Here is a 24710-nt window from a genome sequence, read left to right on the forward strand (position 1 = left end):
TCAGGCATTTTCTGAGGCAGCCTTTTTCTTGAGTTTAATTACTGTTATTTCAGGCCAAATTCCTACCCTTCCAGGATACCCTAAATAACCAAATCCTCTGTTAACATTTATATACTGCTCTTGCTCTTTGTAAACACCAGCCCAATATTTATATCGCCATTTTACAGGACTCCATTTTATTAGTCCAGGAATCTCAATACCAAACTGCATTCCGTGCGTATGCCCGCTTAATGTTAAATGAAAATGATACGGGTGCGATATTACCTGGTGCTCCCAATGTGAGGGATCATGGCTTAGTAAGATTTTAAAATCGTTTTGGTTAATATTTTGCACAGCTTTATTTAAATCACCGGCTTTTTTAAATCCGCCTGCTCCCCAGTTTTCTACTCCAACAATTGCAATTTTCTGGTTATTACGTTTTAAGTATATGCTTTCGTTTAGTAATAGCTTAAACCCTATTTGTTTTTGGATAGCAAATAATTGCTGTAAGTTTTGTGCTTTTTTCTCTTTAGATTCCCAAGAAACATAATCGCCGTAATCATGATTTCCTAAAACCGAATAAATCCCGTCTTTAGCCTTTAGTTTTGCAAACAGGTCTTTCCATGGCTCCATTTCTTGTGCTAAATTGTTTACCATATCACCGGTAAAGAAAATCACATCACTTTCTTGTTGGTTAATTAAATCTATTGCATAGGATATTTTGTCTCTATTATCAAAACTACCGGCATGAATATCACTTATTTGGGTTATTTGGTATCCATCAAAAGCATCAGGTAAGTCTTCAAATTCAAGATTGTACCTTAACACTCTAAAATTGTACTTCCCTCTGTACATTCCGTATAATAAAGACATAAACGGTATGGAAGCTATTCCTAAAGCAATAGCACTTATAAATTTTCTTCTTGATGGAAAATAGCCCTTTTCTCTATTACCCTCAGTAAAATAACTGTAAATTGCTTGGGGCACTCTAACTATATCTTCGGTAAATAAAATGGTTACTAAAATTAACTTCGGAATAAAAACGGTAATTAAAAACCCGAATGCGTAGCTACGAATAGGACTTAAAACTCTTGCATTTCCGGTATAAAATACAATGTGATAAATAAAATTGCCTAAAACAAGTATACTTACAATCCAATATAACCAATGTACCCAGCTAGAGCGAGTTACTGTTTTTAATGACTGAAAAGCATACCAATCTACTGCTGCATAAACCGCCAAAAATAAAATCCAACGTAACATGGTATTAATTTTATGTAAAATTATTGTATTTGCTGATACTTAGACAGTTTTTTAAATTTATTTAACAGCATTTACAATACTTTGTATTTTATCTTTATCTGATACCGAAAGTTTAGTTTCGTTTAATAAATCGAGGCTAATAAAGCTTACGTTAGGCATATTTTGTAAGCTTGCTTTTTGTGTAATTGCAGAAAAATGAATAGCCTTAAAACCATGTTCTTTAAAAAGCTTAGCATTGTTAGCATTAATACCGGAACCCGGCATAATTACACACTTATTACTTGCAATAGTTTTAAATTTTAAAAGCTTTTGTAGTCCTTGCACTGCTGTTTTAGCCTGACCCGAAGTTAAAATGGCATGGCAACCTGCTTCTGTAATTTCATGTATAGCTTCTAGCGGGTTTTTAACCCAATCAATCGCCCGATGGAATGTTATATGCATTCCTGTACTTGCTTTAACCAATACTGAAAGTGTTTTTAAATCTACCTTAAAATCACTGGTTAAAACACCAAAAACCACTCCTGCACAATTTAATGCTTTACAATATGCAATATCATTTAGCATTGTTTTTATTTCTGAAGCTGAATAAGTAAAATCGCCACTTCTCGGCCTAATAAGCACATGCACAGGAATAGGAATATTGTTTACAACTTGCTCAATAAGTCCATGCGAAGGTGTAATACCTCCTACTCCAAGTTCTACACATAACTCTATCCTGGAAGCACCGGCCTGGTAAGCATTTAAGGCAGAATCAAAAGAATTTACACAAACTTCTACTACCATACTTGTATTTCGTCTAAAAATGTCCAAGCTAAATTACCTGCTCCGCTAAAGTTTTCCGGAATTTCACCAAAGTTTTCTACCATAATTTTTATGTACTTTGCTTTTATATTAGGAAATTGAGTGCTTACACTTACTATTTTATTGGCGCTTCTGAGCACATTTATCTTTTTAATTCCGCTATACTTTACTCCATCTTCAGAAAACAGAAAATAATTGTTTTTTGGAGCATGTATCCAACTACCGGGTTCGTTATAAAACTGCATTATTATGTTGTTAATATTTTTGGTTTTATGCATATTTAAAACAACCTCTACATCTTGCCCATTAAAACCAAGCCACTCAGAATCTGCGAATCTTTTTTTACTACCAAATATACCGTTAGTGATTGCTTGAGGTCCGCCATCAGCATATTTATCATGTGGCAATACGCTTAGCAAAACATTAGCTCCTAAAGCTTTGTGTATGACTATTTTTTTTGAGTACAATTGCCCTAAAGGCTTTAGCTTATTAAAAGCTCTTGCTTTAAGTGTAGTTGTATTATTAATTTTAATTGGCTTTGTATATTTTGTAGAGTTTTCTGTTGGCAAAGTGCCGTTTGTAGTGTACGTTATATACCCTTTATTAATTTTTGTGCTTAATGAAACTTTTACGATAGAATCTTGTACCTGTATTGTGTCATTTATATTATACAAATGATTAGCATAATTAACAGAAAGAGCATCTAACCTTTTATTAAAAGCTAAAACGCGCTGTAAAAAATCATTATAATTTTTATTCTTGTTATAAGACCAAACTACCTCACTTAAAGCAAGAATTCTCGGGAAAACCATATACTCTACTTTGTCTGGAGTTTTCATGTATTCTGTCCAAACATTGCCTTGCGCTCCTAACACATATTTTGATTGCTCTGGTGTGAGTTCTTTTGGGATTGGATTAAAATGATATACTTTTTCTAAAGTGGTTAAACCTCCAATTGCAAGGGGCTCGGTTTCATCGTCAGATTGATAGTGATCAAAATAACAATGAGACCCCGGAGTTAAAATAACATCGTGTCCTTGTTTGGCTGCTTCAATAGCACCTGCTGTACCCCTCCAAGACATAACAGTTGCGTTTGGAGCCAATCCTCCTTCTAAAATTTCATCCCAACCTATAATCTTTCTTCCCTTACTGTTTAAATATTTTTCTATTCGGGTTATAAAATAACTTTGCAGCTCATGTTCGTCTTTTAACCCTTCTTGTTTGATTCGCTTTTGACAGTTTTCGCAAGATTCCCATCGAGTTTTTGGAGCTTCGTCTCCACCAATATGAATATAGTTGCTTGGGAATAACTGCAACACCTCATCAAAAACATTTTCTAAAAAAGTGAAGGTTGATTCTTTAGGGCAGTAAATATCTTCAAAAATACCCCACTTTGTAGCTACATCTATTGGTTTTCCGGTACACCCAAGTTCAGGGTATGCACTTATGGCAGCTTGCGAGTGTCCGGGCAATTCTATTTCGGGTATTATAGTTATGCCTCGCGAAGCTGCATATGCTACTACATCTTTTATTTCTTCTTGCGTGTAAAACCCTCCGTACTTTTTACCATCAAATTTATGAGGTTGATTGCTGTAGTGCCCTATTAAAGTTTCTTTTCTGTAAGCAGCATGGGTAGTTAATTTTGGATATTTTTTAATTTCTATACGCCACCCCTGATCTTCTGTTAAATGCCAATGAAAAGTATTCATCTTTAACATGGCAAGCATGTCTATATACTTTTTAATAAAAGCTACCGGAAAAAAATGTCTACCAACATCTAAGTGCATTCCTCTGTATTTAAAATGTGGTGCATCTTCTATGGTAATTGCAGGGATTGCAACTTCTGTATTACACGTAGCATTTTCTATGCACGGTGGTAGCAATTGCCGTAACGTTTGCACCCCATAGAAGGCTCCTTGTAAACTTTTTGCAGTAATGGTAATATTTTGAGGTGTAACTTGTAAAGTATAAGCTTCGGGGTTTACCAGATTAGGATTTAGTTTAAGCTCTATTTTTTTTGTCCCGTTGGCATTTATTTTACCTAAACTTTTTTCTGTTAATAACTTAAGTAAATTAGCTGCAGGAGCTAAGCTATTTTCAAAAGCCATAAAAACATCATCATCCCACTCAAAAACACCATCGCCAAGTTCTTGATGATTAGGAATGGGAATTATTGAAGGTTTTTGAACGATACTTTTTTTAGGAGTACATGCTGTTTGTAGAAAAATAAATGCTGTACAGATTAAAACTAATGTTATTGGTCTAAAAACCTTCATCACAATGAATAAAATTATCTATATCTTGCTAATTTATACAAAATTTTTAGACCACTTTTAAAATGAATAACCGACTAATTTTCAGCCTATTATTTACTTCGTTACTGTTTATTTCTTGCAAAAAAGAAATCGTAGTAGAACCTGCTCAAAAAGATGCATACTTAACCGATTATGTGAATCCTTTTATTGGCACAGGAGGCCACGGACATACGTATCCGGGAGCTACACTGCCTTTTGGTATGATGCAACTTAGCCCAGATACTCGTCTTGAAGGATGGGATGGTTGTTCTGGATATCACTATTCTGATTCATACATTTACGGTTTTTCACACACTCATTTAAGTGGTACCGGAGTTAGCGATTATGGTGATATTTTGCTGATGCCAACTAACACTGTAATTTTTAATAACGGAGCTGATGGTAAAAAAGGTTATAGAGCACATTTTTCTCATGATAATGAAACTGCCTCTCCGGGATTTTATCAAGTTCATTTAGACTCTACTAATATAGATGTTGCCTTAACAGTAGCTAAACGTAGCGGTATTCATAAATACACTTTCCCTAAAAACCAAAAACAGGTTGTTATTTTAGATTTAGAACACAGAGATAAAGTGCTGAGTTCTCAAGTAAATTTAGTTTCAGACACAGAAATTTCTGGTCACCGTCATTCTAAAGCATGGGCAGAAGATCATCGTTTGTTTTATTACATAACCTTTTCTAAACCGTACAAAAAAGTTCATTTTTTAAACAACAAAAAGCAAGGCGAAAAAGTAATTGCTGCTTTTGAGTTTGACAATACCGAAACAAATATTTTAGAAGTTAAGGTGGCAATATCTGCAGTAGATGAAGAAGGTGCTAAAAAAAATCTTGATGAAGAAATACGAGACAAAACTTTTGAAGAAGTAAAAACGCAAGCTCAAGAAATTTGGGAAAAGCAACTTGAAAAAATAGTTATAGAAAGCGATAATAATGATTACAAAACTAACTTCTATACAGCGCTTTATCATACCATGTTAGCACCTAATTTATATCAAGATGTAGATGGTAGATACAGAGGAATGGATTTGAAAGTGCACAAAACAGAAGAGTTTAAATATTATACTGTTTTTTCTTTATGGGATACCTACAGAGCAACGCATCCGCTTTATACAATAATAGAACAAGAAAGAACCAACGATTTTATAAACACTTTTTTAGCAAAATATGATGAAGGAGGTATAATGCCTATATGGGACCTTGCAGCTTGCTATACAGGTTGTATGATTGGGTATCATGCTGTTCCGGTAATTGCAGATGCTTATTTAAAAGGAATTAGAGGTTATGATGCTGAGAAAGCATTTAAAGCAATGACCCATTCTGCTATGCAAGATAAATTAGGTTTAGAATCGTATAAGAAGCTCGGATTTATTCCGGTAGAGCAAGAAAGTGAATCGGTATCTAAAACATTAGAGTATGCCTATGATGATTGGACAATAGCCCAAATGGCTAAAGCCATGGGTAAAGATAGTACTTACCAATACTACATTGAGCGCGCCCAATATTATAAAAACGTTTTTGACCCCTCTACCAAATTTATGCGTGGCCGATTTAAAAACACTTGGTTTTCTCCTTTTGATCCTTACGAAGTTAATTTTAACTACACAGAAGCTAATTCTTGGCAATATAGCTTTTATGTACCTCAAGATATTAGCGGTTTTATAAACCTATTAGGTGGTAAAAAAGCATTAGAAAATCAATTAGATTCATTGTTTAATGCAAAAACAGAGATTTCCGGAAGAAATCAGGCAGATATAACCGGTCTTATAGGTCAATATGCTCATGGTAACGAGCCAAGTCACCATATGGCCTACCTTTATAACTTTGTAAATAAGCCATATAAAACACAAGAAAAAGTAAGACAAATTTTAACCGAGTTATACCAAAATAGCCCTGATGGTATTTCGGGTAATGAAGATTGCGGACAAATGAGTGCTTGGTACGTACTAAGCGCCTTAGGATTTTATTCTGTTACTCCGGCATCTAATCAATACATAATTGGCGCTCCGTTATTTAAAAAAGCAACTATAAACCTTGAAAACGGAAATAAATTTACCATTGTAGCCAATAACATTTCTAAAGAAAACCTATATATACAATCGGTTACACTTAACGGAAAAGAATATCCGTATTCATACATAGAGCACAGTGCTATTACAGCCGGTGGGACTTTAATATTTAATATGGGCAACACTCCTTCTGATTGGGGAACTAAAGATGAGTTTATACCAAAAACTGCTATAGAAGATAACATCATTGTTCCTGCTCCATTTATTGCTTCGGGTGATGTAGCTTTTAAAGATAGTACAGCCATTGTATTACAAAGTGCAAATTCTAATGCAGTTATTTATTATGCTTTAAATAACAACGATTTTAAAGTTTATAAAGGGCCTATTACTGTAAAACAAGCAACTATTTTAAAAACCTATACAACATTAAATCAGAAAAAAAGTGCTGTTTTAGAAACAAAATTCAACAAAATAGACCCTAACCTCACTATTACACTTGGCAGTAAATATGCCAACCAATACAATGGTGGTGGCAATAATGCACTTATAGATGGTGTATTGGGTACTAAAGATTTTAGAACGGGTACTTGGCAAGGTTATCAAGACACAGATGTAGTAGCTACTATTAATTTAGGAAACAAAAAGCCAATTTCTACTGTTTCGGTTAATTTTTTACAAGACCAAAAATCATGGATTTTTTATCCTACTGCTGTATCTTGCTATGTTTCTAAAGATGGTAAACAGTTTAAACTACTCAAAACCGAGACCATAAATGCAACTGTTCCATCAGAAAAAATAGCAATAAAAACTGTATCTTTTTCAGCTAATAATAATAACTTATATAAATACGTGAAAATTGTAGCCAAAAAGCTAGGAACACTTCCAGAGTGGCATTTAGGGTACAAAGACAATGGAAAAAGCTGGATTTTTATTGATGAGATAAGTATATACTAACCAATATAACTGCTATATGAATAAAAAAAGATCTTACAAGTCATCGTTTATTTTATTAACTGTTTTATTTTTTCTCTGGGGATTTATAACTGTTCTGGTAGACTCTTTAATTCCGAGGCTAAGAGAACTTTTTACTCTGAGCTATTTTCAAGCCGGTTTGGTGCAATTTGCCTTTTTTGGAGCTTATTTTTTGCTATCTATTCCTGCTAGTTACATACTATCTAAAATTGGCTACAAAAGAGGTATAATTTTAGGGCTTATAACCATGGCTTTAGGATGTGTTTTGTTTTACCCGGCTGCTTCTTACAGGGTGTTTGGCATATTTATGTTAGCCTATTTTGTACTAGCCGGAGGAATGACCGTACTACAGGTTGCGGCAAATCCTTATGTTGCTGTATTAGGAAGTGAAGAAGGTGCCTCTAGCCGATTAAACCTTTCTCAAGCCTTTAACTCACTCGGCACAGCCATTGCCCCTGCTGTTGGAGCTTTACTTATTTTAAGCGATAAAATTAAAACAACCGATGAAATAGCAATTTTACCCGAAGCAGAAAAAAGTGCCTATTTAGCCTCAGAGGCAGCTGCTGTACAAAAACCTTTTATAGGATTAGCCCTTTTTATTCTGGTAATTGCAGGTATATTTTTCTTTGCAAAGTTACCTCGGTTAATAGACCAAAAAACATCTGCAACCTACAAGCAAGCACTTAAAAACAAAAACTTAATGTTAGGTGTACTCGGTATTTTTTGTTACGTGGGTGCAGAAGTAGCAATTGGCAGCTATTTGGTAAATTATTTTCTAGATATGAACCTAACGGTTTTAATAACCGAAAATAATTTAATGAAGACCATTGCAGAAAGTATTTTAAATAGTAGTGTAACGCAACATGACAGCAAAGCTATTGTAGGGGTGTTTGTTACATTTTATTGGTCTGGCGCAATGATTGGCAGATTTATTGGCTCTTATTTAACCAGAGTTATGCATCCGGCAAAAGTATTAGGAATATTTGCTACAATAGCAATAGCATTAATTATAACCTCTATGGGAACAACCGGATTAGTTGCTATGTGGAGTATTTTAGCTGTAGGATTATTTAATTCTATAATGTTTCCAACCATTTTTACAATTGCTATAGATGGTTTAGGGGCTTTAAAACCTAAAGCATCCGGATTATTGTGTACTGCAATAGTTGGTGGCGCCATCGTACCACCTGTATATGGTTTATTAACAGATAATGTAGGATTTAAAAAGGCTTTTATATTTATTATTTTATGTTATGGCTTTGTGTTGTACTATGGATTAAAAAACTATAAAAAAACACATTATGAAACGTAGAAATTTTATAAAAAATGCCTCACTTACTGGTGTCGGATTAACTGTTGGTGCTACAATTGCAAGTTGTTCTGAAGCTACAAAAGCTGCAAAAACAGAAAGCAACATAACGCCATCATTACCTTTAGTTATTGCTACCTGGAATGTGCCAAATGCAACACAAAAAGCTTGGGAAGTTTTAAATAATGGCGGGCATGCCTTAGATGCGGTAGAAGAAGGGGTGAAAGTTGAAGAAGCAAACATTAAAAATCAGACCGTAGGTAAAGGTGGGCTTCCAGACAGAGATGGCAATGTTACACTAGATGCCTGCATAATGAATGAACATGGTAACTGTGGCGCTGTAGTGTATTTGCAAAATATTACACACGCTGTATCTGTAGCAAGAAAAGTAATGGAGCAAACTCCCCATGTAATGCTTGCCGGAAAAGGAGCTGAGCAATTTGCTTACCAAATGGGTTTTAAAAAAGAAAATTTACTTACCGAAGCATCAAAAAAAGCCTGGGAAGAATGGAAAATAAAATCAGAATACAAACCCATAATTAATATAGAAAACCACGATACAATTGGTATGTTGGCTATAGATAAAAATGGTAATTTAAGTGGTGCCTGTACCACTAGTGGTTTGGCATACAAAATGGCCGGTCGTGTGGGCGACTCTCCTATAATTGGTTCCGGTTTATTTGTAGATAACCAAGTTGGTGCAGCTGTTGCTACCGGGCTGGGTGAAGAGGTGGTTAAAACTGTAGGTAGTTTTTTGGTTGTAGAACTCATGAGGCAAGGCAAATCGCCACAAGAAGCATGTAAAGAAGCTATAAAAAGAATTGTAGCTAAACCTAATAGTAATTACAAAGATTTTCAGGTGGGTTATATTGCTGTTAACAAAAAGGGAGAAACCGGGGCATATGCTATTCATCAATGGTTTAGCATGACCAAATATCAAAATAATAAAAACGAAAACATTCAAGCAGATTACTATTTAAAAGAATCTTCTTGATGCATGATTGCATTTAATGTTTTTATTGAAAATTCGGCTTCTTTTGCTTGAGTTTTAAATATTACTTTTATTGGCTTATTTGGCAGTAAATCAAAAAAATTATTGTTAAAATGCCCCTTTACGTTTGAGTGTAAAAAAACATCTTTTTGTAATGTATTTGCTTGTAATGTAATCTCAAAACCATCATTAACTTTCTTTACCTGTTTTACTATCTGCTGTTCTGGCAATGCTAAATGCTTTGGCTTTGTTAAATAAAATACTCTGTATGTATTATCATAAGCTATAAGTAGTGCTTTTAGATTAGTATTTTTAACAACATTTGATAGCTTCTTTTTAAACACTACTTGAGCGCTATTAGCCGGTAAAGAATCTGTAATAGTAGTTAGCAACGTTTCGTTACCGTAAAAATCTATGAGTTTTATAGTGATAGGGTTGTTTACAGCAAATAAATTATCGTTAATTGCATGAACCTCTAAAGTGTCTTTATTAATGTATGGCGATACCAGAACATTTTTAAAAGCATCTTTTACTTTATAATGTAAGGCTTTCCAATTGCCAAGATAATCTATACTTGACCATGAAACTGCCGGCCAACAATCATTTAATTGCCAATACAAACTTCCCATACACCTTGGTTTTGCTCTACGGTGAGCTTCAATTCCTTTAGTAATTCCGTAAGCCTGCAACAATTGGCTAACATATACATAATCTTCATTGTTGGAAGGAATTGGAAAATCTCTTTCCATATATTCTCTAATAAGGCTAAACCCTCTGCTGTGCTTTTGGTGCGTTTTAAAGTAAGGTCCGTTTAAAACCAAGCTATCTGTTTGTGTTGCATATTGTATGGTTTCTAAACTTGGGAACGCCTGAAACCCAAACTCACTCATAAATAAGGGCACATTTTCTTCAAAATGTTCAAAAGGGTAAGCATCATGCCATACCCACCAATCGTGAGCATCGCCTTCTGTTAAGTAACGTTTATCTCCTCTTCCAAATTTGGGCGAGCTTTCCCAATACGGTATATTCTCTGCATGTGTTTTAACCACTTCGGGTAAAATATTCTTGAAAACTTTTTTGTAATGCCCCCAAATACGCTGTTTTTGCTCATTACTTTTACCCGCTTGCCATCCCCAATTAGCCCATCCTTCTGCATTTTCATTATTTCCGCACCAGAGGGCAATACTGGTATAGTTTCTAAGTCTTTTTACATTATCTATTGCTTCTTGAGTAACATTTTCAAGAAACTTTTCATCTCCGGGATACATGGCACAGGCAAACATAAAATCTTGCCAAACTAAAATTCCTTTTTCATCACATAATTCATAAAACAATTCATCTTCATAAATTCCACCTCCCCAAACTCTAAGCATGTTCATATTAGCTGCAACAACATCATTTAACAGCTTATTGTAATGCTCTGGTGTTACCTTATCTTGAAAACTGTTTTGAGGTATATAATTAGCCCCTTTCATAAAAACCGGAATACCGTTAAGCTTAAAATAAAAAGTCTTTTTCCCTGCTTCTTCTTGGGTTACTAATTCTATGGTTTTAAGGCCTTTTTTAATGGTTTTGTTATAGTAAAGGCTGGCTTTATCAAAAATTTTAATAGTAATATCATATAAATAAGGTTCACCCAGATTATGAGTCCACCACCATTGTGGGTTTTTAATTGTAAATGGTAAATTATATGTTGCTTTGCCTTTAACAACAGACAGGCTATACTCTGATACTTTTTTATTGTTTACCAAAATAGCAACCTGCACTTTTTTTTCTTGTGATGCATTTAGTGTGATTTTAGCATTTAGCAATGCTTGTTCTTGCGTAATTTTTTCTTGCATCAAATAAACATCTTGTACTTTTAAATGATTCCAGGCTTCTAAATAAACCGGTCTCCAAATACCCGAAGTAATGTAAGTAGGTCCCCAATCCCAGCCATAATGAAACTGAGGTTTTCTTGTAAAAACTCTATTGCCTTCCGGTAAAGTGTAATAGAGGTTTTTAGCTGCTTTTTCTTCTATGTCGTGAGGATTGTTAAAAATAATCTCGAGTGTATTAGACGGTTTTAATAAGTTTTTTACGGGTATTCGCCACCTCCTAAAAGCATTGTTGGCTTGCAACACTAAAGTGTCGTTTAAATATACATTTGCATAAGTATCTAACCCATTAAAATTTAATGTTATGTATTGTTTGTTTAAAATGTTATCGGGCACTGTAAATGTAGTTTTGTAATGCCAGTTTTTTTCAGAAATCCATTGTAAATCAAGCTCATTATTACGCACAAAAGGATCAGGTATCACTTTAGCATCAAACAAGTTAGAGTGTACAGTTCCCGGTACATTTGCAGCTAACCAAGGTAACGTATCTGTTGCTGTGAATGTCCAGTTTTTATTAATGTGTGCTGTTACTGTTGTTTCGTTTTTTTTAGAACATGCTAAAACTAAAAAAAGGGTAAGTAGCTGTAAAAGAGATTTTCGCATCATCCATCAAAAATAAAAAATAAAAACACCTTTTTAACCACAATCTTCAATTAGCCATTACAAAAACATTTCTGTACATTTACCACATACAAACAAAAAATTATGGCCGAGCAAAAACGCTTATTTTTATTAGACGCTTATGCATTAATTTTTAGAGGATACTACGCTTTTATAAAAAACCCACGAATAAACTCTAAAGGAATGGACACCTCTGCCATAATGGGGTTTATGAATTCTTTGTTAGATGTTATAAAAAGAGAACGCCCAGACCATTTGGCGGTATGTTTTGATAAAGGAGGTAGCATAGACAGAACCGAAATGTTTGAAGCTTACAAAGCCAACAGAGACGAAACTCCCGAAGCTATACAAATAGCTGTACCCTATATAGAGAAAATTTTACAAGCAATGCACATACCGGTTATTGCTAAAGAAGGATTTGAAGCCGATGATATAATTGGTACGCTTGCTAAAAAAGCCGAAAAGCAAGGCTATAAAGTATATATGGTTACACCAGATAAAGATTTTGCTCAGCTGGTGTCTGACAATATTTTTATGTACAAACCCTCAAGAATGGGCAATGGAATTGAAATTTGGGGAATTCCCGAAGTACAAGAAAAATTTGAAGTAGAGCGGCCAGAGCAGGTAATTGACTTTTTGGGAATGAAAGGCGACTCTATTGATAATATTCCGGGGTTACCCGGAGTTGGCGATAAAACTGCTAAAAAATTTATTAAAGAGTTTGGTAGTATTGAAGGATTGCTTGCAAATACCGATAAGCTAAGCGGTAAAATGCGTGAAAAAGTTGAAGCCCACGCAGAACAAGGCTTACTCTCTAAAAAGCTAGCCAGAATAATGCTTGATGTTCCTGTAGAATTTCATGAAGAAGAATTTGAGCTATCTGAGCCGGACATTAATAAGGTAAAAGAAATATTTGAGGAATTAGAATTTAGACGATTAACAGAAAACTTCTTAAAAACCTTTAATGCTCAGCCTGAGGAGGCTAGTGTATCAGATAAAAAAGAACAAGACGCTCCTAAAATAGAAAAATCTCCGACTAATGTTCAATTTAATTTGTTTGATACTCCAGGTGCCGGAACAGCACAAACAGATAACACAACCGGGTATAATACTATAGAAAACACACCTCATCATTATCAACTAATAAATACACCTCTTGGTAGAAAGTTGTTGCTAGAAAAGCTACTAGAGCAAGAAAGTGTATGTTTTGATACCGAAACAACCAACATTAAAGCCTTAGAGTCTGAACTTGTTGGGATTGCTTTCTCTTGGGAAAAAGGAAAAGGATATTATGTAAGTATTCCCGAAAATAAAGATGAAGCACAAAAAATAGTTGATGAGTTTAGACCCTTTTTTGAAAACCAAACTATAGAGAAAGTTGGTCAGAACTTAAAATACGACATTAAAGTTCTGTCTAATTACAACATTACTATAAAGGGTAAACTTTTTGACACCATGATTGCGCATTATTTAATAAACCCAGATATGCGTCATAATATGGATGTCTTGGCAGAAACCTATTTGCATTATCAGCCGGTATCTATTACCTCTTTAATTGGTAAAAAAGGTAAAAATCAAGGCTCTATGCGAGATGTTCCTGTACAACAACAAACAGAATATGCCGTAGAAGATGCCGATATTACTTTACAGCTTAAGTATTATTTTAAAAAAGAATTAGAAAACGCCAATTTAATACCTTTATTCACCAATGTTGAGGCTCCCCTTATAAGTGTGCTTTCTGCAATGGAAGTTGAAGGAATTAACATAGATTTAGATTTCCTTAAAAAACTTTCAGATGAATTTGCACAAGAAGCTCAAACACTAGAACAACGTATTTTTGAGCAAGCCGGAGAAACCTTTAACCTTGCCTCTCCCAAACAATTAGGACCTATTTTATTTGATAAGTTAAAGCTGGTAAAAAAGCCAAAAAAAACTAAGACCGGACAATACTCTACGGCAGAAGATGTGCTTTCATATTTGGCTAAAGATCACCAAATAGTAGCCGATATTTTAGAGTGGCGCCAAGTGCAAAAACTAAAAAACACTTACGTAGATGCTTTACCAAACGAGGTAAACCCTAACACCGGCAGAGTTCATACAATATATAGCCAAGCAGTTGCTGCAACAGGACGTTTAAGCAGTAACAATCCTAATTTGCAAAACATCCCGATTAGAACAGAAAGAGGTAAGCTTATTAGAAAAGCTTTCATTCCAAGAGATAATAATTACGTGTTGTTAGCTGCCGATTATTCTCAAATAGAACTCAGAATTATTGCTGCACTTAGCCAAGAAGAAAACATGATTAAAGCTTTTGAAAATGGCGAAGACATTCATGCCTCTACTGCTGCAAAAGTGTTTAATGTACCTATAGAGCAAGTTACCAGAGAACAACGTAGCAATGCTAAAACTGTAAACTTTGGAATAATTTACGGTGTATCGGCTTTTGGATTAAGCAACCAAACTACACTTTCCAGAACCGAAGCTAAAGAGCTTATAGACACTTATTACAAAACTTACCCTAAATTAAAACAGTACATTCAAAACCAAATAGATTTTGCTCGCGAAAACGGGTATGTAGAAACTGTGTTAGGAAGGCGCAGATATTTAAAAGATATTAATTCTAGAAATGCTGTTGTACGTGGTGCTGCAGAACGTAATGCTGTTAATGCTCCAATACAAGGTAGTGCAGCAGACATTATAAAATTGGCCATGATTGCAATTCATAAAAAACTGCAAGAAGGTAATTTTAAAACTAAAATGCTACTGCAAGTTCATGACGAATTGGTTTTTGATGCTTACAAAGATGAGTTAGAAGCCATAAAACCTATTATAAAAACCGAAATGGAAAATGCATACAAACTTGCCGTACCGTTAGATGTAGAGCTTGGTATTGGCACCAATTGGCTCGAGGCTCATTAAGCCTACAACATAAACCTATATGTTGCTTTTATTAAAAATATGTTTTCTGGTTGTTGCTTTAAAATTTGGTTTTCTAGTCCGCCAAATAAGGTAGCATCCGGACTTGCTAACCCGTTTAGTCCTTGAGACCATACTAAAAATAACTCACTTCCGGGTATGTATTCCCATCTAACTACCAAGTTAGACCTAAATTGTACAAAAGAAAAATCGGGTTTTGCAAAACTGTAGTCTACATTTCCATCAATATTTTCATCAATCTCATATTGATTGGTATCATTGTTTAATTGAATTTGTTGGTTGGAGTAAAGCGTAAACCTATCGTTTAAATTGTCTGCAATTGGGTTATCAACAAATTTAAATTCAGAATATCTTCCTCTGGAAATAAAGGGTTGGCCATAATATTGTATCGATAAATTAGGATTAATAATATAATTAACCCTTATGGCAGCACTCAACGTTTTATTGTCTATTGTAGCCAAAATGTATCGTGGAGTGTTATTAATAGCACTCTCTGTTACATATTGTGTCTTGTTAGGAGCATTCTCAAACTCCGGATTTATAGATACCTGCAAAGCATTTGTAGGCTGATATGTGAATCCTACCTCTGTTCTAAAAAGTGAAAAATTATTTTGTTTAGCCTGAGAATAAACAACTCCAGATCTAAAACGAAACTTCTTCCTTCTGTCTGATCCAAAAAACAAATACCCAAAATTCTCTTGAGAAAAACGCCATCGTGGTCCGCCTCTTAAAACCGTATTGACAAAAATTCGTGGTTTGTGAGCTCCACCTATATCTACCCACCAATTGTTTTTAAAATTGGCGTTACCATTAACTTCGTATTGAATTCTATTATAATTACCTTCAAAATCATACGAAGTAAATTGATTAAAACGTGCACTAATACGTCTAAAATTTCCAAAAGCTTTAGTGGTTTGGTATCTAATATTTGCAAACTGAATAATTTCGTCTGCTTGGCGTAAAAAACCAACATCGTTAAGCTCTAACTCAGGAGAGCGCCAAATAAGTCCGCCTCCATAACGCCAATTACCACCGCCTTGTTTACCTGCTTCTATTTTCCCTCCGGTGCCGGTAAGTGAGGTTCTGGTAGGATCTACTGTAACATGCCCGGCATCTACTCTCTGAAAAAGGTGTGTTAATGAACGTTGTGTGGCTTCTATGGCTTCTTCACTACCGGTAACATGACTAAAAACCATATTCCCCTCAATGAAGAATGTTCTATTCTTCCATTGGTGTCTAAAATCAAACCCTCCGGTATAGGCTGCAGTCCTTAAAAACTGTAAATGTTCCGGTAAGTTTTTAGGCCTGTTCGTTGCAGTAAATATACCCCCTATAAATGTGTTTCGTTCATTTAAATCTTTTTGTACTCTGGTAACAAAATAATTGGTAAGTGGCTCTACCAAAGCTTCAGACTCGTTGCCATTTTCATTAATCGTTGCAAATTCTTTAGCTGTTATACTTTCTAACACTCCAATAGACCAGCCGTTTTTGGTTTTTCCACTAAATTTTGCAGCCCCTAAAATGGTTGTATTCTGAGGGATATCAACAAATTCACTCCCATTAACATTGGGGTAGCCTTGTGGGTTTCTACCAATTCTTCTGGAGTAAAAAACATTGTCGGGTCCGTTGGCAAATCGATAATCAAAAATGTTTTTGTTTTCTACAAAAAACGGGCGCTGCTCTCTAAAAAAAATCTGAAAGCCATCTAATGCAATCGCTGCCGGATCTGCTTCTACTTGTCCAAAATCAGGGTTAATGGTAAGGTCTAAAGTCAAATCATTTGTAAGACCAATTTTTGCATCTATACCTCCATTCAAACCAAAGTCGTTACCATCTCTAAACGGGTTTCCTATTTCTGCCGGATATGTTTCAAGTTGGGTAACAGAAAAAGGTTGAATTTCTATTTGTTTTTGCGGTTGTAAATTTATCAATCCGTGAAGTTCTCCCATTTCGCTTACCCATCCGGGAGCATCTTGAGGAATGCGTTGCCATAGAGAACGCTCTTCTTCTCTAAAAAAGCGCCGTTGTATTTGTAATCCCCAAACTTGGTTTGCAGCATTACCAAATCGCAATTGTGAGAGTGGTATTTTAATTTCTGCAGTCCAACCTTTATCATCTATATTAGTTTTAGCATACCAAATAGGGTTCCAACTACCATCCCAATTATTTCCGTTTTCAGATATAAACTCATCTCCTTTTACTCCGGCTGCAGAGATGTTAAAAGAAAACCCGGTTCTTAAATCGTGATAACTGTCTATGTTAATTTCTATCCAATCACCATCAAAACCATCTCGTCTGGAGAGTCTTTCTACAATTTTATCGGGTTCATCATCAAATGCTCTAACTGCAATATATAAGTTACGGGTATCGTAAAGTATTTTAAATTGGGTTTGGTAACTTGGCGGAGAGTTCTCATCTGGCCTCCATTCTATAAAATCTGAAGACCATTCAACAATATTCCAAGCATCGTCTGTTATAAGTCCATCTATTTCGGGAGCTTTATTGGGTTCTACTGCTTGAGTTGTGTAAATACGTTTGGTAATTAATGAAGAATCACTTGCTTGAGAAAATCCTTTTATAACTAATAAAAAGACAAGCAAATAACAAAGCCTGTAACAGATGTTCATGAGTTAGCGGTTTCTACAAAAACTCTAATTTGAACATATTGTTACACTTAATAGTTAGGTTTAATAAATAATTAACAGTATTGATTTGATTTTATAGGTTTTTAACACAAAGAGCCTACATTTGTAGCTATTACACCAACACAATAAGACTCCCTTAAAATATTAGTATACTGCTATTTGTATTTACAATTTATAGTTGTACATTTGCACCCCGTTTCCCGATAGATGTCGGGATGGGAATGGAATGTTTAATTATTAAAAAACAGTTAGTGTGGATACATTAAGCTACAAGACAATTTCGGCAAACAAAGCTACTGTAAACAAACAGTGGGTAGTTGTTGATGCTGAAGGACAGACTTTAGGGCGTATGGCGTCTAAAGTAGCTAAGCTGCTTAGAGGTAAATACAAGCCTAATTACACCCCACACGTTGATTGCGGCGATAACGTAATTGTTATTAATGCAGAAAAAATCAACTTAACCGGTAACAAGTGGGACGATAAAAAGTACATTCGTTACACCGGCTATCCAGGGGGTCAGAGAGTTAGAACCGCTAAGGAACTTTATGACTTAGATCCGAAGCGTTTAGTAGAAAAATCAGTTAAAGGAATGCTTCCTAAAAACAAATTAGGAGCTCAGTTATTCCGTAACCTAAAAGTGTACGTAGGTGCAACTCACAACCACGAGGCACAAAAACCTACCACTATTAATTTAAACGATCTTAAGTAATGGAAGTAATTCACAAAATTGGCAGAAGAAAAACTGCAGTTGCTCGTGTTTATGTTTCTAAAGGAAAAGGAAACATCACAATCAACAAAAGAGAATTTGAAAACTACTTCCCTACCGATACGTTACGTTACAAAGTTTTACAGCCATTAAACTTAACTGATAATGCTGAAAACTTTGATATTAAAGTAAACGTGTACGGAGGTGGAATCACTGGTCAGGCAGAAGCTGTTAGATTAGCAATCTCTAGAGCTCTTTGCGAAGTAGACTCAGAGTACAGAGCTACTTTAAAACCAGAAGGGTTATTAACCAGAGATCCAAGAATGGTAGAGCGCAAGAAATACGGACAAAAGAAAGCGCGTAAGAAATTCCAGTTCTCTAAACGTTAATGTTGCGTTACAACATTTGTTCATTATTTTATTAAAAAAACCAGTTGCCGTTGTCCGGTATAAAGCCCGGAAATTAGTTTAGCATCCAAATGGTGAAGGCGATCGATTAACGTGACCACTTCAGCATTGCTAACTTCAACGGAACGTAAACTATTACGAAAATGGCAAGCAAAATTGAAGTAAAAGAATTATTAGAAGCAGGTGTACATTTTGGTCACCTAACAAGAAAATGGAATCCGAACATGGCTCCGTACATCTACATGGAGCGCAACGGAATTCATGTTATAAACCTTTACAAAACAGCTGCTAAAATTGAAGACGCTAACCAAGCTCTTAAAAAAATTGCAGCTTCAGGTAGAAAAATCCTTTTTGTAGCTACCAAAAAACAAGCAAAAGACATTGTTGCAGAAAAAGCAGGAAGCGTAAACATGCCATACATCACAGAGCGTTGGCCCGGAGGTATGCTTACTAACTTTGTTACCATCAGAAAAGCAGTTAAAAAAATGGCTGCTATAGACAAGATGAAAAAAGATGGTACGTTTGATACGCTTTCTAAAAAAGAAAAACTACAAATAGATCGTTTACGAGCTAAGCTTGAAAAAAACTTAGGTTCTATAGCCGATATGACTCGCCTTCCAGGTGCCTTATTTATTGTAGACACCATGCGTGAGCACATAGCTGTTAAAGAAGCTCAAAAATTAAACATTCCAATATTTGCAATGGTAGATACCAACTCTGATCCGAGAGAGGTAGACTACGTTATCCCTGCAAACGATGATGCTTCTAAATCTATAGAAAAAGTATTATCGTACGTTACAGAAGCTATAGCCGAAGGACTTTCTGAAAGAAAAGCAGAAAGAGAAGCAGAAAAAGCTCAAAAAGAAGAGAAAAAAGCTGCTAAAGAAAAAGAAACTAAGGCTAAAAAAGAAGCTGAAGTAACCGAAGAAAAAAAATAATTATTCACTAAAAAAAGGAGAATATAAAGATGGCAACTATTACAGCCTCAGATGTAAATAAATTAAGAAAAGCTACCGGTGCCGGTATGATGGATTGTAAAAAGGCATTGGTTGAAGCAGATGGTGATTTCGATAAAGCTATTGAAATATTACGAAAAAAAGGGCAAAAAGTAGCCGCTAAGAGAGCCGACAGAGACTCAAGCGAAGGTGCTGTAATTGCCAAAGTAAATGCAGATAAAACTGTTGGTGCAATTGTTTCTCTTAACTGCGAAACTGACTTTGTTGCTAAAAACGAAGGCTTTGTTAGTTTAGCTAACGAGCTTGCAGAAATTGCACTAAACCACGACACTAAAGAATCGTTCTTAGCTGCAGACTTTAACGGTATCACCGTAGAAGAAAAGTTATTAGAGCAAACAGGTGTAATTGGCGAGAAAATAGAGATTGGAGCTTTTAAAAAATTACAAGCTCCTTTTGTAGGTTCTTACATTCACGCCGGTAACAAAATTGCTACTTTAGTTGGTTTATCAGCAAATGTAGAAGGTGCTGAGACCGTTGCTAAAGATGTAGCTATGCAAGCTGCTGCAATGAATCCTGTTGCGTTAAATGAAGAAGCTGTAGATCAAGCTACAATAGATAAAGAAATTGAAATTGCTAAAGAGCAACTTCGTGCAGAAGGTAAGCCGGAAGAAATGTTAGATAAAATTGCTCAAGGTAAATTAAAACGTTTCTTCAAGGATAATACCTTAGTTAATCAAGACTTTATTAAAGACTCTAAAGTTAGCGTTGCTGCTTATGTAAAATCTGTAAATCCGGATTTACAAGTTGTAGCGTTTGAGCGTGTTGCGCTTGATTAAGCAAACAATTTTAAAAAAAACCGCTTCGTAAATGAAGCGGTTTTTTTATACCATAATTTCTAACTCGTTCAAACAAAGCTATTTTTCATTATTTTTGCAGCAATAAAATTTAAAAAAATAACATTTTAACTAACCCCAGCAACACAACATGCACTACAAAAGAATACTTTTAAAATTAAGTGGTGAAGCCTTAATGGGTGATAAACAATACGGTATAGATCCCAAGCGTCTTTCTCAATATGCCGAAGAAATTAAACAAGTAGTAGATAAAGGAGTTCAAGTAGCCATTGTAATTGGAGGCGGTAACATTTTTAGAGGAGTAGCCGGAGCAAGCAATGGTATGGACAGAGTACAAGGAGACCACATGGGAATGTTAGCTACCGTAATTAATGGTTTAGCCTTACAAAGTGCATTAGAAGACCAAGGTGTTCAAACTAGATTGCAATCTGCCATCAAAATAAATGAAGTTGCAGAACCTTTTATTAGACGTCGCGCTATTAGGCATTTAGAAAAAGGACGTGTTGTAATTTTTGGCGGTGGTACCGGAAACCCTTATTTTACAACAGATTCTGCAGCCGTTTTAAGAGCTATAGAAATAGGAGCCGATGTAATTTTAAAAGGAACTAGAGTAGATGGTATTTATACAGATGATCCTGAGAAGAATAGAGATGCTGTGAAGTTTGACAGGATTACTTTTGATGATGTATTACGCAAAGGTTTAAAAGTAATGGATACTACTGCTTTTACACTAAGCCAAGAAAACGAGCTCCCAATAGTTGTGTTTGATATGAACACCAAAGGCAATTTATTAAAAGTAGTTTCTGGAGAAAACATTGGAACTACTGTAAATTTATAGTTGTAAAAAAAGTAACAATACAGTACTAAAGCATATAAACTATGAACGAAGAGATTGATTTTATAATGGACACCGCTAAAGAAAGCATGGATCAAGCTATTAAACACTTAGAAAAAGAGCTTGTAAATATTCGTGCCGGAAAAGCATCTCCGTCTATGGTTGGTAGCGTTATGGTAGAATATTATGGTTCTATGACACCGCTTAGCCAAGTTGCCAACATTAACACCCCAGATGGTAGAACCATTTCTATACAACCTTGGGAAAAATCTATGCTTCAAGAAATTGAGCGTGCTATAATGATTGCTAATTTAGGCTTTACACCTATGAATAACGGAGAAATGGTTATTATTAATGTTCCTCCGTTAACAGAAGAACGTAGGTTACAGTTAGTAAAGCAAGCCAAAGGCGAAGCAGAAGAAGCAAAAATTAGTGTTAGAAATGCACGCCAAGATGCTAACAAAGACATTAAAAAATTAGACATCTCTGAAGATTTACAAAAAAATGCAATGGCAGATGTTCAGGAACTAACAGATGCTTACATTAAAAAAATTGATGATATTTTAGTTGTAAAAGAAAAAGAAATCATGACTGTTTAATTTCTGTTAAAAGCATATTAAAAATAAAGCGGCAAATATTTAGCCGCTTTATTTTTTTGTAACATTGTATTATATAGCATTTACATAAATGAGATTTATACTTCTTGTTTTTTTTATACTCTCTGTCTCTACCCTATGGGCACAAAAACAAATTACCGGTGTTATTAAAGATGACGCAACAAACAAACCACTTCCATTTGCAAATATTGTTACCAACACCAACAAAGGCACTATTTCTGATATGGATGGTAATTTTGTGTTGCAAACCGATAATGACTTTGATTGGTTTACAGTATCGTATGTTGGTTACAATCCTGTAACCGTAACAGTAAATCCTAACAAAAATTTTTACACGGTAACTCTCAATGAAAATATAGAAAAACTATCAGGAGTAACACTCTACGGAAACTACAATCCGGCGCTTGAAATTATTAAAAAAGCTATAAATAATAAACCTAAAAACAATCCGGAAAAAGCACTAAACAGTTATAAGCTTACATCTTATTCTAAACTATTGGTTACTGCAAATCCAGACTCTATAAATGCCGGTATCGATTCTATTTTTAAAAAACAAGGTAACAAGAAAACTCTTGTACGGTTAGACTCCAGTAATTATAAGTTAAAAAAGCAATTAGAAAAATCTCATTTATACATAACAGAAAAAATTGCCGAACTTTCTTATTCCAAGCAAAAAGGTCAACAAGAACGTGTTTTAGCCACCAGAATGGCAGGGTTTAAAGAACCTATTTACGAGATTTTATCAATTCAATTACAATCACTTTCATTTTATAATAATACTTATACGCTTTTCGGGACTAAATATATAAACCCAATTGCTAAAAGAGGCCCAAACACTTATCAATATAAAATTTTAGATACAGTAAATTTAACAGACAGACCGGCTTTTATGATATATTTTTATCCTAAAAAAGAGCGCAATATTGCCGGTTTGCAAGGGGTGCTATATATAGACACGCTTTCTTATGCAATCCAAAAAGCTATAGCTCAGCTAAAAGGAGTTATAGATGTAAAAGCAACTCAAGAATTTAGTTATCAACCTTCAGAAAAAATTTGGTTTCCAACCTATAAAGAGGTCTCCATTAGAAAGGGAGAAAGCAACAATCCGGTTTCGCTTTTTGGAGGAGCTGTAAAATTTAGTGGTTCTTCAGATTCTACAGCAACAACAAATAACGATAAAGATGCTTCAGATTTAATTCATCTCATTTCAAGAGAATACAATTACAACATTTTGTTTAACATTCCGGTAAACATTAAACATAATGGGCTGGCTATTACAATTGATGATTATGCGCATAATAAAGACCAAGATTTTTGGAACAATTACCGTAAAGACAGCTTAAGCAAAAGAGGTCAAAAAACCTACACTATTCTAGACAGTATTGCTGAGAAAGAAAAAATAGAAAGCAAAATAAATTTAGCTAAAAAATTACTTAGGGGATACATCCCTACAAAATATGTAGATATAGATGCCCGAAATTTTATAAAATATAACAATTACGAAGGCTTCAGATTAGGTTTGGGTGTTATTACCAATGCTAACTTCTCTCCTATTTACAAACTTAACGGTTATGGTGTTTATGGCACAAAAGACGGGAAATTTAAGTTTGGTGTTGGTGCTGCTGCTAGATTAAATAAAGAAACTACCACTTGGATGGGTATACACTATCATGATGATTTAATTGAAGCCTCTAGCACACCTGTAATTACAGATTCTAGAAAATTTTCATTGTTTGAGCCAAGACTATTTAACATCTCACAGTTTTACAAATCTAGAGCTGTAAGTGCATTTATTGAGCACGATTTAACAGCCAAAGCTCATGCAAAATTACAATTAGAAAGAAGCGAAGTAATTCCGGCATTTAACTATGCTTATTTACACAACGGAAACTCATTTATAAGCTATAACTTAACATCGGCAACAATTGGTATAGCGTTTACACCCAACAACTCATACTTGCTTAACAGGCACGGAAAACAACTAATCGCTAACGGATACCCGCAAATTAGCTTGCAGGCTTCACAATATTTTGAATCGGTTTTTAATTCTGATTTTTCTTTTACCAAACTTTTTGCTCGAGTACAGCATGAAATTAAACCTATTGGTAAAAAACATGTTACCAGCTTTTTAGCTACCGGCGGATTGGTGTTAGGAAATGCGCCATTAACACACTTGCTACATGCTTCACCAAACCAGCCCAATAAAGATGCCTTATTACAACGGTTTTCTATTGCCGGAAGAAGTAGTTTTGAAACCATGTATTTTAATGAGTTCTATGCTGACAGGCTTTTAACACTTCAAATAAAACACACTTTAAAACCTTTTAAAATTTCCCAAAAAATTAGTCCGCAACTATCTCTTATTTCTAGATATGCATTAGGAGATATAAAAAACATCAATAAGCACATTGGCTTAACATTTAACTCACTTAATAAAGGTTATATGGAAAGTGGTTTAGAGCTTAATAAAATTTTTAAAGGCTTTGGTTTAAGTGCAATGTATAGGCACGGAGCTTACCATTTACCAAAATTTGACGATAATATATCGTTTAAGTTTACCTTCTATTTTACCTTAGGATTTTAGTGTAACTCTAAGCTAATTGTTACCTTTGCGGCACT

Annotated in this window: 16 protein-coding genes; 11 read left to right on the top strand and 5 right to left on the bottom strand. The window is 34.8% G+C overall.

The window, feature by feature from the left end:
* The 3 genes from ACZ5CF_RS01245 to ACZ5CF_RS01255 are packed head-to-tail and all read right to left on the bottom strand — an operon-like array spanning window position 1 to window position 4319.
* Window positions 1-1242 (bottom strand): metallophosphoesterase, encoded by a 1242-nt coding sequence (locus ACZ5CF_RS01245; protein WP_464579843.1) that lies wholly within the window; start codon window positions 1240-1242, stop codon window positions 1-3.
* A 57-nt stretch (window positions 1243-1299) separates the two neighbouring features.
* The gene (locus tag ACZ5CF_RS01250; protein ID WP_464579844.1) at window positions 1300-2025 is read right to left on the bottom strand and encodes a copper homeostasis protein CutC; all 726 of its coding nucleotides are present in this window, start codon (window positions 2023-2025) and stop codon (window positions 1300-1302) included.
* Window positions 2019-4319 (bottom strand): beta-N-acetylhexosaminidase, encoded by a 2301-nt coding sequence (locus tag ACZ5CF_RS01255; RefSeq protein WP_464580858.1) that lies wholly within the window; start codon window positions 4317-4319, stop codon window positions 2019-2021. The genes ACZ5CF_RS01250 and ACZ5CF_RS01255 overlap by 7 nt, the downstream gene beginning before the upstream one ends.
* Window positions 4320-4381: 62 nt before the next feature.
* Between ACZ5CF_RS01255 and ACZ5CF_RS01260 the strand changes: the two genes are divergently transcribed.
* Genes ACZ5CF_RS01260 through ACZ5CF_RS01270 form a run of 3 tightly spaced genes read left to right on the top strand, consistent with a single transcriptional unit; the run spans window position 4382 to window position 9639 of the window.
* Window positions 4382-7318, top strand: coding sequence for a GH92 family glycosyl hydrolase (locus ACZ5CF_RS01260; RefSeq protein WP_464579846.1), 2937 nt, complete (start codon window positions 4382-4384; stop codon window positions 7316-7318).
* Between the two features lie 16 nt (window positions 7319-7334).
* Window positions 7335-8648: a sugar MFS transporter gene (locus ACZ5CF_RS01265; RefSeq protein WP_464579847.1), complete on the top strand. Its 1314-nt coding sequence runs from the start codon at window positions 7335-7337 to the stop codon at window positions 8646-8648.
* A complete protein-coding gene (locus tag ACZ5CF_RS01270; RefSeq protein ID WP_464579849.1) occupies window positions 8638-9639 on the top strand; it encodes an isoaspartyl peptidase/L-asparaginase family protein in 1002 nt (333 codons plus the stop codon). The genes ACZ5CF_RS01265 and ACZ5CF_RS01270 overlap by 11 nt, the downstream gene beginning before the upstream one ends.
* Here ACZ5CF_RS01270 and ACZ5CF_RS01275 read toward each other — a convergent pair.
* Window positions 9618-12119 (bottom strand): beta-mannosidase, encoded by a 2502-nt coding sequence (locus ACZ5CF_RS01275; RefSeq protein WP_464579850.1) that lies wholly within the window; start codon window positions 12117-12119, stop codon window positions 9618-9620. The genes ACZ5CF_RS01270 and ACZ5CF_RS01275 overlap by 22 nt on opposite strands.
* A 99-nt stretch (window positions 12120-12218) precedes the next feature.
* On the opposite strand from ACZ5CF_RS01275, the gene polA reads away from it, so the two are divergent.
* A complete protein-coding gene (gene polA, locus ACZ5CF_RS01280; protein ID WP_464579851.1) occupies window positions 12219-15053 on the top strand; it encodes a DNA polymerase I in 2835 nt (944 codons plus the stop codon).
* Between the two features lie 2 nt (window positions 15054-15055).
* Here the strand turns inward: polA and ACZ5CF_RS01285 are convergent, their stop codons facing one another.
* A complete protein-coding gene (locus ACZ5CF_RS01285; RefSeq protein WP_464579852.1) occupies window positions 15056-17698 on the bottom strand; it encodes a DUF5916 domain-containing protein in 2643 nt (880 codons plus the stop codon).
* 271 nt (window positions 17699-17969) lie between these two features.
* Between ACZ5CF_RS01285 and rplM the strand changes: the two genes are divergently transcribed.
* The 7 genes from rplM to ACZ5CF_RS01320 all read left to right on the top strand — a co-directional run bounded on the left by rplM (window position 17970) and on the right by ACZ5CF_RS01320 (window position 24675).
* Window positions 17970-18425: a 50S ribosomal protein L13 gene (rplM, locus tag ACZ5CF_RS01290; protein WP_464579854.1), complete on the top strand. Its 456-nt coding sequence runs from the start codon at window positions 17970-17972 to the stop codon at window positions 18423-18425.
* The gene (gene rpsI, locus ACZ5CF_RS01295) at window positions 18425-18811 is read left to right on the top strand and encodes a 30S ribosomal protein S9 (RefSeq protein ID WP_464579855.1); all 387 of its coding nucleotides are present in this window, start codon (window positions 18425-18427) and stop codon (window positions 18809-18811) included. Before rplM ends, rpsI begins: the two co-directional genes overlap by 1 nt.
* A 161-nt stretch (window positions 18812-18972) precedes the next feature.
* Window positions 18973-19767, top strand: coding sequence for a 30S ribosomal protein S2 (gene rpsB, locus ACZ5CF_RS01300; RefSeq protein ID WP_464579856.1), 795 nt, complete (start codon window positions 18973-18975; stop codon window positions 19765-19767).
* A gap of 29 nt (window positions 19768-19796) precedes the next feature.
* On the top strand, window positions 19797-20621 hold the full coding sequence (gene tsf, locus ACZ5CF_RS01305) for a translation elongation factor Ts (protein WP_464579857.1): 825 nt from the start codon (window positions 19797-19799) through the stop codon (window positions 20619-20621).
* 148 nt (window positions 20622-20769) lie between these two features.
* A complete protein-coding gene (gene pyrH, locus ACZ5CF_RS01310; RefSeq protein ID WP_464579858.1) occupies window positions 20770-21477 on the top strand; it encodes a UMP kinase in 708 nt (235 codons plus the stop codon).
* A 41-nt stretch (window positions 21478-21518) separates the two neighbouring features.
* Complete coding sequence (gene frr / locus ACZ5CF_RS01315; RefSeq protein ID WP_464579860.1) at window positions 21519-22073, top strand: ribosome recycling factor; 555 nt, start codon at window positions 21519-21521, stop codon at window positions 22071-22073.
* Window positions 22074-22161: 88 nt separating this feature from the next.
* Entirely contained in the window at window positions 22162-24675 is a 2514-nt protein-coding gene (locus ACZ5CF_RS01320; protein WP_464579861.1) for a DUF5686 and carboxypeptidase-like regulatory domain-containing protein, read from the top strand.
* The last annotated feature ends 35 nt before the right edge of the window (window positions 24676-24710 follow it).

Source organism: Lutaonella thermophila, assembly GCF_055387725.1.

Bases quoted from the DNA above. Each gene is read 5' to 3' on its own strand.
- ACZ5CF_RS01245 (WP_464579843.1), bottom strand. From the start codon at position 1,242: ATGTTACGTTGGATTTTATTTTTGGCGGTTTATGCAGCAGTAGATTGG.
- ACZ5CF_RS01250 (WP_464579844.1), bottom strand. From the start codon at position 2,025: ATGGTAGTAGAAGTTTGTGTAAATTCTTTTGATTCTGCCTTAAATGCT.
- ACZ5CF_RS01255 (WP_464580858.1), bottom strand. From the start codon at position 4,319: ATGAAGGTTTTTAGACCAATAACATTAGTTTTAATCTGTACAGCATTT.
- ACZ5CF_RS01260 (WP_464579846.1), top strand. From the start codon at position 4,382: ATGAATAACCGACTAATTTTCAGCCTATTATTTACTTCGTTACTGTTT.
- ACZ5CF_RS01265 (WP_464579847.1), top strand. From the start codon at position 7,335: ATGAATAAAAAAAGATCTTACAAGTCATCGTTTATTTTATTAACTGTT.
- ACZ5CF_RS01270 (WP_464579849.1), top strand. From the start codon at position 8,638: ATGAAACGTAGAAATTTTATAAAAAATGCCTCACTTACTGGTGTCGGA.
- ACZ5CF_RS01275 (WP_464579850.1), bottom strand. From the start codon at position 12,119: ATGATGCGAAAATCTCTTTTACAGCTACTTACCCTTTTTTTAGTTTTA.
- polA (WP_464579851.1), top strand. From the start codon at position 12,219: ATGGCCGAGCAAAAACGCTTATTTTTATTAGACGCTTATGCATTAATT.
- ACZ5CF_RS01285 (WP_464579852.1), bottom strand. From the start codon at position 17,698: ATGAACATCTGTTACAGGCTTTGTTATTTGCTTGTCTTTTTATTAGTT.
- rpsI (WP_464579855.1), top strand. From the start codon at position 18,425: ATGGAAGTAATTCACAAAATTGGCAGAAGAAAAACTGCAGTTGCTCGT.
- rpsB (WP_464579856.1), top strand. From the start codon at position 18,973: ATGGCAAGCAAAATTGAAGTAAAAGAATTATTAGAAGCAGGTGTACAT.
- tsf (WP_464579857.1), top strand. From the start codon at position 19,797: ATGGCAACTATTACAGCCTCAGATGTAAATAAATTAAGAAAAGCTACC.
- pyrH (WP_464579858.1), top strand. From the start codon at position 20,770: ATGCACTACAAAAGAATACTTTTAAAATTAAGTGGTGAAGCCTTAATG.
- frr (WP_464579860.1), top strand. From the start codon at position 21,519: ATGAACGAAGAGATTGATTTTATAATGGACACCGCTAAAGAAAGCATG.
- ACZ5CF_RS01320 (WP_464579861.1), top strand. From the start codon at position 22,162: ATGAGATTTATACTTCTTGTTTTTTTTATACTCTCTGTCTCTACCCTA.